We start from the raw sequence: 12,519 nt of genomic DNA, 5'->3' as shown, positions 1-12,519 counted from the left end.
ACGGCGGTCCCGCCGTGCCCCTGCCTCCGCACCCGCGTCCCTCACACCCTGCGCGGCGAGGCCAGCAGGTAACGGGCCCTCGTGCGGGGCTCGGTGTACTCCCCGGCCTGCCAGCCCGCCCGCTCAAGGGCGGCCGCGCACGCCCGCAGCGCCGCGCCGTCGGGCCCGTACACCGCGACCGCCTCCGGCTGCGGGGTCGCCCGCACCCGGTAACCGTCGGCGTCCGGCCCCGCGGGCCGCTGCCCCGCCGCCTCCAGGGCGAGCGCGGCGGCCCGCACCAGATGCGCGCGCTCCCAGCCGCAGGGCCGCTCGACGGCACCGTCCGGATTGGTCATCCGGCGCAGCTCCAGCAGCCCCTGCCAGGCGCTGTGCACCTCGCGCACCCGCCCGGGAGCGTCGTACGGCTCCTCCTCCCCACCGACGCGGGCGGAGAAGACACCGGTACCGGCGGCAGCTTCCCCGGCAGGGGGCGACTTTTCCTCCTCTGCCTCTTCTTCCTCGCGTATTCGATGCCCGGCCGGAGTGAGGAAGTGGTCGTGCGGCGGGCGCGGGTGCCGGAACGCGAGCCCGCGCCTCACCAGCGCCGCGAGTTGCGCCTCCGTACCCCTGAGCCGACCGGTCACGGGGTCGGCGGCGTCGATGACGCGGCGCTGGGCGGCGGTGGGCGGTCGAGTCACGGCGCGGCCTCCCCGAGTCGTCGAACGGTCGTCGATCAGCTGCTACGAAGAGTAGGACCCGGGACTGACAATGCCCGCGGCCGCTACGCCGAAGGGGCCGCCTGGATGTTCCAGCCCGCGATCACCGGCCGCGCGTGTTCCGTGCCCAGCCGGCACACCGTGCCCGTGGCGAGCTGGAACAGCGCGCCCGCCGACGGCGCCAGCCCGAGCCGCCGGGCGGTGAGCACCCGCAGGAAGTGCCCGTGTGCCACCAGCACGACGGCCCCCTCGGTGCCGGCGAGCGCGGCGTCCACCTTGCCCAGCATCCGGTCGGCCCGCTCCCCGACCTGTGCCACGCTCTCCCCGGGATGCTCCGGCGGTCCCGGGGCGACTCCGTCCGTGAACAGGAACCAGCCGGGACGCGTCCGCTGGATCTCGTCGGTCGTGATGCCCTCGTAGCCGCCGTAGTCCCACTCCCGCAGATCGGCGTCGACCCGCGCGTCGTGGACCCCGATCAGCTCGGCCGTCTCCCGCGCCCGCCGCGAGGGGCTGACGAACGCCGCCCCGATCCGGTACGAGCGGATCAACGGCACCAGCCGCCGCGCCTCCTCCCGCCCGTGTTCGGTGAGCGGCACGTCCGTCCACCCGGTATGGCGCCCGGACCGCGACCACTCGGTCTCCCCGTGCCGTACGAGAAAGAGATCACCCATGCGTCCCAGGCTACGAGCCCGCGCCCCCGCACCCGCGGACGCACGCGCCCAGGGCGGGGCAGTGCGGCCCGGGCACTTTCGGATAGCGGGGCGAGCGTGCTGGGAACTGGCGCTCGTGGCGTAGACCGCCCTGGTGGCCGGATACGGCGACGGACGAGCCGATCCGCCCTTGCGCCTGGCTGCCGGGCCCGCGATCAGATCCCGACGGTCAGGTGCGGCGTCGGGTCTGGATGCGCTCCCTGGTACGGCGGACACCGGCGGCGTAAAGAGGCGCGGCGGGCGAAGGACATCAACCACAAGATCGCGAAGCATGCCGTGGCCGAGGCAGAACGCACCGCTCGCGGAATCGCCCTGGAGCATCTGACGGGCATCCGCGAGCGGGTACGGCTCCGCAAGCCCCAACGGGCCACCCTGCACTCCTGGGCGTTCCACCAGCTCGGGCAGTTCATCGCGTACAAGGCCCGGAAGGTCGGGGTACCGGTGGTGTACGTCGATCCGGCGTACACCACCCGCACCTGCGCCGAGTGCGGACACATCGACAGTTGACAGGCAGTTTCCGGAAGTCGCACCGAAGTCCCGCGGCCGGCCTCCGGACCGTAACACAGCGCAGGGCGCGGGCTCGAAGGAGATTCCGCACGGCGCCGGACCTTACTGCCGGTACCCGCCGAGGAACCGGCCGATCCTGCTGATCGCCGTGTCCAGGACGTCCGCGTGGGGGAGCGTGAGGATGCGGAAGTGGTCGGGGGCGGGCCAGTTGAAGCCGGTTCCCTGCACCACCTGGATCTTCTCGCGCAGCAGGAGGTCCAGGACGAACCTCTCGTCGTCGTGGATCGGATGGACCTTGGGGTCCAGGCGGGCGAACGCGTACAGCGCGCCCCTGGGCTTCACGCACGTCACGCCCGGGATCTCGTTCAGCTTCTGCCAGGCCACGTCGCGCTGTTCGCGCAGCCGGCCGCCCGGCGCGGTCAGCTCGCGGATGGACTGGCGGCCGCCGAGAGCGGCCTGGATGGCGTACTGGGCGGGGGCGTTGGCGCACAGGCGCATGGAGGCCAGCATGGTCAGGCCCTCCAGGTAGTCCTTCGCGTGCTGCCTGGGGCCGGAGACCACCAGCCAGCCGGAACGGAAGCCCGCCACGCGGTACGTCTTGGACAGGCCGCAGAAGGTGAGGACGACCAGGTCGGGGGCGAGCGCCGCGGTGGAGTGGTGGACGGCGTCGTCGTAGAGGATCTGGTCGTAGATCTCGTCGGCGAAGACCATCAGGCCGTGGCGGCGGGCGAGGTCGAGGATGCTTTCGAGGATCTCCTTCGGGTAGACCGCGCCCGTCGGGTTGTTGGGGTTGATGATCACGACGGCCTTCGTGCGGTCGGTGATCTTCGCGGCCATGTCGTCCAGGTCCGGGTACCAGTCGGCCTGTTCGTCGCACAGGTAGTGGACCGCCTTGCCGCCCGCCAGGGTCGTCACCGCCGTCCACAGGGGGAAGTCCGGTGCGGGGATGAGGATTTCGTCGCCGTCCTCGACCAGTGCCTGGACGGCCATCGAGACCAGTTCCGAGACGCCGTTGCCCAGGAGGACGTCGTCGACGTCCACCTCCAGGCCGAGGGTCTGATAGCGCTGGGCGACGGCCCTGCGGGCGGAGAGTACGCCACGTGAGTCGGTGTACCCGTGCGCCCGCGGCAGCATCCGGATCATGTCCTGGAGGATCTCCTCCGGCGCCTCGAAACCGAAGAGCGCCGGATTGCCGGTGTTCAGCCGCAGCACGCTGTGGCCGGCCTCCTCCAGTGCGTCCGCGTGCTCGATCACCGGGCCGCGGATCTCGTAACAGACCTCGCTGAGCTTGCTCGACTGCCGGAACTCCATGCGCCGCATCCCTCCGGTGACTGATCCTGCTTGGTTTTACCAAGTGGGAGCTTGGAAAGTCCAACAACGCGTCTACACTGCCTCGCATGTCGCCTCGCCGTAGCTACGACCAGTTCTGCTCCGCCGCCCGCGCGCTCGATGCCGTCGGGGACCGCTGGACCCTGCTGATCGTCCGGGAGCTGCTGGCCGGCCCGCGCCGCTACACCGATCTGCACGCCGACCTGCCGGGCGTGAGCACGGACATGCTCGCCTCACGGCTGAAGGACATGGAACGGGACGGGCTGACGACCCGGCGCCGGCTCCCGCCGCCCGGAGCCGTCCAGGTCTACGAACTCACCTCACGGGGGCGGGCGTTGCTGCCCGTACTGCAAGCACTCGGGGAGTGGGGGCAGGACGGGCTGGGGGAGCGGCGGCCCACCGACGCACTGCGCGCGCACTGGTTCGCACTGCCCCTGCTGCGGGCCCTGGAAGAGGCCGGGATCGAGGCGGGCGTCGTCGAAGTCGGGCTGGACGAGGGCGACTTCCATCTGTATGTGGGAGCGGAGGAGGGTCCGCTCTACGGGTACGGCCCCGCGCCGGAGGAGCCGGACGCCCGGCTGGCTCTGGACTCCGCCACGTGCACGGCCGTCAGCCGCGGGGAGCTGGGCCTGGCGGCCGCGGTACGGGACGGACGCGTCGAGGTGACCGGAGACGGCGCCCCCGCCAAGGCCCTGCGCGAGAACGGGACATGAGCGAGAACGGGACATGAGCGAAGGCCCGCCCCTGGGGGCGGGCCTTCACAGACGGTGTCGGGCGAAGGTGTACGTCAGACCCCCGGCGGCACCCGCGAGGGGCGCCCCGATCCGCGCGTCAGCGCGTACCCGCCGATGCCCGCGAGCGCGGCCAGCACGCCGCCGATACCGGTCCACACCCAGCGGTCGGACCACCAGCCGGAGGACCAGCCGCCGTCGGGCTCAATGCTCGACAGCACGGCCGGCTTCTTCTTGCCGCCGTCGTCATTCGAACCGCCGCCTTCCTGCTCGGACTTGACGGCGATGCCCGGGGTCAGCGGCTGCGCGAGCGAGCCGTCGACCGCCGCGGCGCCGCCGATGTCCTTGGAGTCGGCCCGCACTTCGGCGTTGACCGGCAGACCCAGGTCGGAGGCGGGCAGCCCGGTCACCGTGAGCCGGACGTAGTACGTGCCCGGCAGCGGGTCGTTGGCCCACGGCTCGGCCCAGGCCCGCACCGTGCGCAGCACACAGGCGAGTTCGACCGATCCGGTGCCCTGGGCGGCGGTGCGGGTCTGGGCGCCGTACTGGCAGGACTGGCGGCGCCGCAGACCGTCGTAGACGTCGATCTGCCACGTCTGCGAGGCGTGCGAGTCGGGCAGCTTCACCGTCGCCTTGACGGTGGGGCGCTGCCCGGCGTCCGCGGCGAACGACCAGTACATGTAGTCGCCCGTGGAGCCGCCGGCGGTCGCCTGCTGCCCCTGCTCGATCTCGGTCGCGGTACGGAACGAGGTGCCGGCCTGGGTGGGCGCCCCGCTGTCGCCGGACGGGTCCGCCGAGGGCGACGAGTCGGCGGCCGCGGGGCCCGCGGCCAGCCCGAGCGCCAGCAGTGCGGCGCTCAGCACACGGGTGATACGCATCAGTTCGTCCTCCAGATCGCGACGCGCCAACGCGACACCCAGCCCCACAGCAGGCCCGCGACGAAGCCGGTCAGCACCAGCGCGCCGAGCAGCCACCAGCCGCGGCCGAGACCGAAGGAGGCCACGTCGCTCGACTTGCCCGGACCGTCCACCACGTCCACGGTCAGCTCCAGCGGCATGCCCGGCGCGGTCTTCACCCCGGAGGCCGCCGAGAAGGCGTTGGTGATCTGCAGGCACACGGTCTCGGCCGGGGCGCTCTCGTCGTCGCTCTCCGGCTTCGGGTAGCGCAGACCCGTGGAGATCACGTCCGTACGGCCGTTGCCCGCCGCCTCACCGCGTACGATCTCCCGGCCGCGCTCCGTCACGGCGCGCACCAGCAGGCCGTAGTCCGGGTCGACGGCACGGTCGGCGGCGACGCTCACCGACGCCCGCAGCTCCTGCCCGGGGTTGACGTCCACCCGGTACCAGCGCTGCTGCCCGAACTCCTCACGGTCGGTGTAGAGGCCGGACTTGAGCGTCGGTGCCTTCGCGCACTCGGTGGCACCCTCCGCGGCCACCGGCGTCACCACCGGGTCGGCCGCCCGGTCGACCAACTGGCCGACCCGGTCGCTGAGTTCCTCCTTGTGCTGTACGGAGGTGTAGGTGCCGCCGGTCGCCTCCGCGATGCAGATGAGCTGGTCGCGGGTCTTGGCGTCGGGCACCAGGCCGAGGGTGTCGATGGTCAGACCGATGCCCTTGGCCGCGATCTCGCGGGCCACCTCGCACGGGTCCAGCGGCTGGCAGGTGTCCTCTCCGTCGGTGATCAGGACGATCCGGCGCATGCCGTTGCCGCCGTCGAGGTCCGTGGCCGCCTTCAGCAGCGCCGGACCGATCGGGGTCCAGCCGGTCGGCACCAGCGTCGCCACCGCCGTCTTGGCCTCGGTGCGGTTCAGCGGGCCCACCGGGTACAGCTGGGCGGTGTCCTTGCAGCCCGTCTGCCGGTCGTTGCCGGGGTAGTTGGCACCGAGGGTGCGGATTCCGAGCTGGACCTCCTCCGGGGTCGCGTCGAGCACCTCGTTGAACGCCTGCTTGGCCGCGGCCATCCGCGACCCGCCGTCCATGTCCCGGGTCCGCATGGACCCGCTGACGTCCAGGACGAGTTCGACCTTCGGGGCGTCCTGCCCCTCCGTCTCGTCGGCTACCGCACCGGCGGGAAAGGCCATCCCCACCGTCAGGGCGGCGAGCAGAGCACAGACTCCCGCCGCCAGCCGTTGTCTTGTGATCATCGGCGGATCTTATTGATCCGACGCGCCGGGGACCAAAACGAGCGGGTTGGGCAGCCTGGTCCACTGGTCGCCGGGCGTGCCGGGAGACAACCGCATCAGCGTCAACGCCTTTGCCGGAACGGGCTGTTCGCGCAGCGCAACGACGTCCGGGGTGCGCGGCAGGTCCCGTACGGCCGGCTCCAGCGCGGCCCGCAGCGCCGCCGCCGATCCGGCCGTTCCCGCCAGCGCGCCCGCCACCAGCGAGCCGAACAGCTTGCGGCGCAGGGCGGTCGGGTCGTCGGTGAGGTTCCGGGTCGGCAACTCCGGTACGGCGAAGCCGTGCTGGGAGAGACGGGCGGGACTGATCCGGATGTCGGCGAGGTCGCGGTAGACCAGCCGCAGCGGGGCGCCGGACCCGGACAGCACCACGAGCAGGTTCTGGCCGTGCGCCTCCAGGGCCACCCCCGACTCCAGCAGGCCCAAACCGACGGTCAGCGCCAGACGCGTGAACTCCTCCGTCCAGGCGGGCGACTCGGGCAGTCCCGTGGTGGGCAGCGCCGCCACCGGCACGACATGCTCCCCGGGCGCCGCGTACGTCCGCGGCGACTCCCGCAACAGGGCGGCCAGTCCGGGGGAGCCCGCGGTGGCCGCGCCCAGGGTGCGGGTGATGTGCAGCAGGCCGTCCGTGCGGGCCGCCAGGTCCACGGCGAATGCCGACAGGGCGGCGGAGGCGGTCACCGAGCCGACCGAGATGTCCCGGACCGAGGACGTCAGCCGGGCGCTGAGCGAGGTCTTTACATGCGGTCCGCCGGGCACGGCGAGCGTCCTCAGCGACATCAGCGGATGCGCCGCGAGGACACGCGCCCCACGGGGCTGCTCGAGCACGTGCGCCGCCTGCCAGGGGTGCACGGGGATCAGCAGCCGTCCGCCGTCCCGCAGGTCCTCCGGCCACGCCCCGCTCACCAGGCACTCCCGCTCCGGCACCGGCAGCAGCCCCAGCTCGACCACCGGCCGGTGCTCGGGCCCGTACGCGAGCTGCTCGGCGACCGAGAAACCCGGCCGGGAACGGCAGTTGGGATGGAAGGGGTGACCGTCGACCACCCGCTGCTCCCACTGCCAGTCCGTCACCGGCCACTCCCGCGGGGCAGCCTCGTCCTCGGGCGGCTGATCGGCCCGCGACAGCGCCAGCGAGGCGGCACTGTGCCCCAGTTCGGCGGCGAGAAAGTCGCCGTGCGGCACGGCGAGGTCGCGCATCAGACGCGCCGGATCCTCGTGGACCGTCCCGGCCAGACGTACGGCCGTGACGTACCCGGAGGTGGCGTACGGGTCCGACGGCGGACCCTCCAGCCGGCGGCCGTCGCGCAGCCGCAGGACGAGCGCGTCCCGTGTGCGCTCCCGGCCCGCGATCCACGGCAGCGGTTCATGGGCGAGCGCCCGCCACAGCCGGGTCAGCACAGCGGCCCGCGCGCCGCGCAGCTGCGCCGCGTACCGTGGGGCCAGGTCGGGCCGCACGGCGGCCAGCTCCTCGGCGACCTCGGTCTCGGTGGCTGGGGGACGGTGCACGGTCGGACTCCTCCGATACGGGCGGGCGTCAGGTCGGCGCGCGCCGGGCAGACATACTGATCACCTTCGCACCGTGTGGACTTATGGACCGAACGGACCGAGTAAAGCGCATGGAGCTCACGCCCCCCACCGGCGACGTCGCGCCCGCCACCACCGGCATCGCGGAGCGCGCCGACGCGTACGCGGCCGCGCCCCTGCTGAACTGCCTGCTCCGCGAGGTCGCGCGGCCGTGCCCGGACCCGGGCGGGTTCCGCACGTACCGGCTGCCGGGCGGGGGCCGGCTGCTGCGGGTGCGCGACGGGCGCCGGCCCACCGCGCCGGAGGTGTACGCGGCGGACGGCTGGCAGCGGATCGGCCACCCGGAACTGGTCAAACTCGTGACCGAGGAGCTGCGCCGGTACACGGGCCTGTCCAACGACGAGCTGCCCGCCGAGATGATCGACAGCCGGGAGGCGGTGGCGGCGCTGCTCGCCGCCCGCGACCGCGCGCCGGTGCCCGAGGACCCGTACGTCCGCTCCGAGCAGGCGCTCGTCACCGGCCACCCGTACCACCCGGCGCCCAAGGCGCGCGGGGGCGGCCCGGTCGCCTCCTGGCTGCCGTACGCGCCCGAGGCGCACGCCCGCTTCCCGCTGGTGCTGCTCGGGGTGCGCGAGGACGTGGCCGTCGAGGAGGGTGACACCTCGGCGCTCGACGCGCTGGGCCAGGCCCCGTCCGGCTACCGGCTGCTGCCCGCCCACCCCTGGCAGCTCGACCTGGTCGGCCGCGACCTGGCCGGGGCCTTCGCCGACGGGCGGCTGCTGCGGCTGGGCACGACGGCCCGCGCCGTGTGGCCCACGGCGGCGGTCCGCACCGTCCACGTTCCCGACGCGGACCTCTTCCTGAAGTTCAGCCTGGACGTGCGGATCACCAACGACGTACGGCGGCTGTGGCGGCACGACCTGCGTGAGCTGCGCCGCACCGACACGGCCGTCGCGACCGCGTTCGGCCGGCTGCCAGGCCCGGCGGCCTGGCTGTCCGACCGCGCCTACCGCACCGCCGCCTTCGCCTTCGAGGAACTCGCCGTCGTCGTCCGCGACGGACTCGGCGGACATCTGGTGCCCGGCGCGACCCCGCTGCTCGCCGCCGCCCTGGCCGAGGGCTTCGACGGCAACCCGCTGGACGGCCCCACGGACCCGGCGCTGTGGTGGGAGGCGTATCTGCGCCAGGTCGTACCCCCCGCCCTCGGGGCCTTCGCCCGGCACGGCGTCGTCCTGGAGGCCCACCTGCAGAACTCGCTGATCGCCGTGGACGCCGGCGGTATGCCCGTGCAGGCGCTCTTCCGGGACGCGGAGGGCGTCAAGCTGCTGCCGGACGTCTCCCGGGCCGCCGGATGGGAGCGGCTGGTGTACTGCCTGGTCGTCAACCATCTCGGTGAGATCGCCGCCGCCCTCGCCGAACGCCACCCGGGCCTCGATCCCTGGCCCGCCGCCCGTCGTGAACTCGCCCGCCACGACCTGCCGGAGGCCGCCGCCCTGCTCACCTCGCCCACCGTGCCCGGCAAGACGAACCTGCTGCTGCGCTGGACCGGCGCCGACGGCGCGGCGGCCCGTTACCAGCCGCTGCCGAACCCGCTGGTGACCACCCGGATCCCGCGCTGACCCCAAAGGGTGCGACGAACGCGTTCCGGTGGGTGCGTGACGGCCGCCAGTGGGTCAACGCGTGGTGCGCCGCGTAACCCTGACGCACTTTCATCCCGCCGTCCCGGTTTTGGAGAGATCGAGACAATCAGTTCACCCAACGTTCGGACAACGGCCCGGAGTCCCCGTTTTACTCGCTTCGCCTTGGTCGGTCGTACTCGGGTTCCAGTTGCCCGTGCCGCCGTTCTCCAATTTCAGGAGCGACTTCATGTCTCGTCCTCTCCCGAGGAACTCCCGGTCCCGCCGGACTCTGGTCCGGACCACCGGCATCGTGCTTGCCGTGACCGGTCTGAGCAGCTTCCTCGCCGGGCCTGCCGACGCCAACCCGGCCGGTACCGGACTGGTGATCAACGAGGTGTACGGCGGGGGCGGCAACTCCGGCTCCACCTACACCAATGACTACATAGAGCTCTTCAACCCGACCGACGCGGCCGTCAGCGTGAGCGGCTGGTCGGTGTCGTACTTCAGCGCCAAGGGCAACCTCGGCGGGACGACGGCGCTGTCGGGCAGCGTGCCGGCCCACGGCTACTACCTGGTCCAGGAGGCGAAGGGCACCGGCGGCACCACGCCGCTGCCCACCCCCGACGCGAGCGGTCAGCTGGCGATGTCGGCGACCGACGGCTCGGTGACGCTGAACGACGCGACCAGCGCCGTCATCGACACGGTCGGCTTCGGCACCGCGTCGATCGTCGAGGGCGCCGCCGCTCCCGCGCCGAGCAACACCACGGCCGCCACCCGCGTGACCCCCGGTGTGGACACGGACGACAACAGCGTCGACTTCACCACGCGTCAGCCCGCCCCCAAGAACTCGGGCAACGGACCCGGCAACGGCGACGGCGGCTCGGGCGGTGACGCCGGCAAGGTGACGATCGCCGAGATCCAGGGCACCGGCACGGACACCTCGCCGTTGGCGGGCAAGACGGTCACCACCGAGGGTGTCGTCACGGCCGTGTACGCGACCGGCGGATTCAACGGTTTCTACATCGAGACGGGAGGAGCCGGCGGTACCGTTGCCGACGACAGGACCCCCGGAGCCTCGGACGCCGTGTTCGTCTACGGGTCGCAGTCGGCCGGCACCGTGACCATCGGCGAGAGCGTCCAGGTGCGCGGCACGGTCCAGGAGTTCGCCGGCACCACCGAGATCACCTTCCCGACCGTCACGAAGCTGTCCACCCCGCTGCCGCCCGTCACCCCCCTCAGGATCGCGTGGAGCGACCTGGAGACCGACGCCCAGAAGAGAGCGCACGAGGGCGAACTCATCGCTCCTCAGGGCGACTTCACGGTGACGGACAACTACAACACCAACTTCTACGGCCAGATCGGGCTGGCCGCCGGCGACAGGATGCTGCGCCAGCCCACGGACGCGGGCCCCGCCGGCAGCGACGTCGCACAGCGGACCGCCGACTACAACGCCTCCCACGCCATCACGCTCGATGACGGGGCCGGTGTCAGCTACACCGCCACCGGCGCCGCCGCCAACGACCCGCTGCCCTGGCTCACCGCCGACAACCCGGTCAGCGTGGGTGCCAAGGTGACATTCCACAAGCCCGTTGTCCTGGAGTACCGCAACTCGCTGTGGAACTTCCAGCCCACCGGCCAGGTCAACGGTGCCGGAACGGACATCGTCTCGTTCTCCGACATGCGCGCCCAGAAGGCGAAGCCGGCGGCCGTGGGCGGCAAGGTCCGCCTCGCGACCTTCAACGTGCAGAACTACTTCCCCATGACCGGCGACCAGTACATCGCCAAGGGCCTGGGGAAGTGCTCGTTCTACAACGACCACCAGGGCAACCACATCGCGGTCAACGACTGCGGGGCCAACGGCCCGCGCGGCGCTGCCGACGAGGTCAGCTTCCAGCGCCAGCAGAGCAAGATCGTCACCGGCATCAACGGCCTCGGCGCCAGCGTGGTCTCGCTGGAGGAGGTCGAGAACTCGGCCAAGTTCGGGGAGGACCGCGACAAGGCGCTCGCGGGCCTGGTCGACGCGCTCAACGCCAAGGCGGGCGCCGGCACCTGGGCCTTCGCGCCGTCGCCGGCGGCTGCGGACCGGCCGGCGGTGGCCGCCGAGGACGTCATCCGGACCGCGTTCATCTACAAGCCGGCCGACGTCTCCCCGGTGGGGGCCTCGCACATCCTGAAGGACCTCTCCGGTCCCGGTCAGGACTTCTCCATCGCGCGCGAGCCGCTGGCCCAGGGCTTCAAGGCCGTCGGCACCAATGACTCGGACGCCTTCCTGGTCGTGGCCAATCACCTGAAGTCGAAGGGCGGAACCGGCGCCGGTCTCTACCCCGGCGACAAGGAGGACACCCGCCCCGCCTACAACCAGGGCGCCTACAACGAGACCCGCACGCACCAGGCCTCCGCCATGCTCGGTTTCGCGAAGGAGCAGGCGCTGGCGCTGAAGACGGACAAGGTGTTCCTCGTCGGCGACTTCAACGCCTACAACCACGAGGACCCGATGGAGTACCTGTACAGCCAGGGCTACAGCGACCTCGGGTCGACGTACGACCCGGACCACCACTCCTACTCCTTCCACGGCCTCCAGGGCACCCTTGACCACATCGTCGCCAGCCCGGCCGCGCAGTCGATGGTCACCGGCGCGACGGTCTGGCAGATCAACGCCCAGGAGTCGGTCGCCTACAACTACAGCCGCTACAACTACAACGCCACCCAGTTCTTCAACGCCGACGACCCCTTCTCGGCCTCCGACCACGACCCTGTCGTCGTCGGCCTCAACACAGGGTCGGAGTCCGGGAAGGTCGCTTCCAAGGTCGACCTCAAGGTCACCCCGAACAAGGTCGTGGTGAACAAGACCGAGGTCATGGCGCACGTGACGGTCACGGCCGCCGGTGCCAGGCCGACCGGCACCGTCACGGTGACCGTCGACGGCCGGACCTGCGGCGCCAAGCTCAGCGGCGGCGTGGCGAACGTCAAGCTGCCGGTGTTCCACAAGGCGGGCACGCACACCGTGACCGTGCACTACTCCGGGGACGCCAAGGTGCTCGCCGGGACGGCTGAAACCTCGGTGACGGTCACCACCAAGTAGGCCGAGAGGGCGCGCACGCACGGACGCGCGGCACGCACGACGGGAGCCCGCCCTTCGGGGCAGGCTCCCGTTTTCAGCACTCCCGGGCAGCGGCCCGCCCCGCCGCGAGGCCGTGTTGTCGTATTCGCGCCGCGTGCCCGCGC

Annotated in this window: 9 protein-coding genes and 1 pseudogene; 4 read left to right on the top strand and 6 right to left on the bottom strand. The window is 72.2% G+C overall.

Annotated features, from left to right (window positions below; all coding sequences use genetic code 11):
• Positions 1 to 41: 41 nt before the first annotated feature.
• Both ACIOWN_RS14480 and ACIOWN_RS14475 read right to left on the bottom strand, forming a co-directional pair.
• A complete protein-coding gene (locus tag ACIOWN_RS14480; RefSeq protein ID WP_401982360.1) occupies positions 42 to 677 on the bottom strand; it encodes a hypothetical protein in 636 nt (211 codons plus the stop codon).
• A gap of 83 nt (positions 678 to 760) precedes the next feature.
• The gene (locus ACIOWN_RS14475) at positions 761 to 1,366 is read right to left on the bottom strand and encodes a histidine phosphatase family protein (RefSeq protein WP_398144490.1); all 606 of its coding nucleotides are present in this window, start codon (positions 1,364 to 1,366) and stop codon (positions 761 to 763) included.
• A 255-nt stretch (positions 1,367 to 1,621) separates the two neighbouring features.
• On the opposite strand from ACIOWN_RS14475, the pseudogene ACIOWN_RS14470 reads away from it, so the two are divergent.
• Positions 1,622 to 1,906 (top strand): annotated as a pseudogene (locus ACIOWN_RS14470) (IS200/IS605 family accessory protein TnpB-related protein); the annotation flags it as partial.
• A 108-nt stretch (positions 1,907 to 2,014) separates the two neighbouring features.
• Here the strand turns inward: ACIOWN_RS14470 and ACIOWN_RS14465 are convergent.
• The gene (locus ACIOWN_RS14465; RefSeq protein WP_362354161.1) at positions 2,015 to 3,223 is read right to left on the bottom strand and encodes a pyridoxal phosphate-dependent aminotransferase; all 1,209 of its coding nucleotides are present in this window, start codon (positions 3,221 to 3,223) and stop codon (positions 2,015 to 2,017) included.
• Between the two features lie 86 nt (positions 3,224 to 3,309).
• Between ACIOWN_RS14465 and ACIOWN_RS14460 the strand changes: the two genes are divergently transcribed.
• Positions 3,310 to 3,954, top strand: coding sequence for a winged helix-turn-helix transcriptional regulator (locus tag ACIOWN_RS14460; RefSeq protein WP_362354159.1), 645 nt, complete (start codon positions 3,310 to 3,312; stop codon positions 3,952 to 3,954).
• Between the two features lie 74 nt (positions 3,955 to 4,028).
• Here ACIOWN_RS14460 and ACIOWN_RS14455 read toward each other — a convergent pair whose 3' ends face one another.
• Genes ACIOWN_RS14455 through ACIOWN_RS14445 form a run of 3 tightly spaced genes read right to left on the bottom strand, consistent with a single transcriptional unit; the run spans position 4,029 to position 7,657 of the window.
• Positions 4,029 to 4,850: a hypothetical protein gene (locus ACIOWN_RS14455; protein ID WP_362354157.1), complete on the bottom strand. Its 822-nt coding sequence runs from the start codon at positions 4,848 to 4,850 to the stop codon at positions 4,029 to 4,031.
• A complete protein-coding gene (locus ACIOWN_RS14450) occupies positions 4,850 to 6,115 on the bottom strand; it encodes a VWA domain-containing protein (RefSeq protein WP_362354155.1) in 1,266 nt (421 codons plus the stop codon). The genes ACIOWN_RS14455 and ACIOWN_RS14450 overlap by 1 nt, the downstream gene beginning before the upstream one ends.
• Positions 6,116 to 6,124: 9 nt before the next feature.
• A complete protein-coding gene (locus ACIOWN_RS14445) occupies positions 6,125 to 7,657 on the bottom strand; it encodes an IucA/IucC family protein (protein ID WP_401982358.1) in 1,533 nt (510 codons plus the stop codon).
• A gap of 110 nt (positions 7,658 to 7,767) precedes the next feature.
• Here ACIOWN_RS14445 and ACIOWN_RS14440 point away from each other — a divergent pair, with 110 nt between their 5' ends.
• A complete protein-coding gene (locus ACIOWN_RS14440; RefSeq protein ID WP_362354151.1) occupies positions 7,768 to 9,294 on the top strand; it encodes an IucA/IucC family protein in 1,527 nt (508 codons plus the stop codon).
• A 247-nt stretch (positions 9,295 to 9,541) separates the two neighbouring features.
• Entirely contained in the window at positions 9,542 to 12,376 is a 2,835-nt protein-coding gene (locus tag ACIOWN_RS14435; protein WP_401982356.1) for an ExeM/NucH family extracellular endonuclease, read from the top strand.
• Positions 12,377 to 12,519: the final 143 nt, after the last annotated feature.

This window comes from Streptomyces sp. NPDC087787 (assembly GCF_044743035.1).
Lineage (GTDB): Bacteria > Actinomycetota > Actinomycetes > Streptomycetales > Streptomycetaceae > Streptomyces.
The sequence above is the reverse complement of the archived record's forward strand: the minus strand, read 5'-3'. Positions and strand labels throughout refer to the sequence as shown.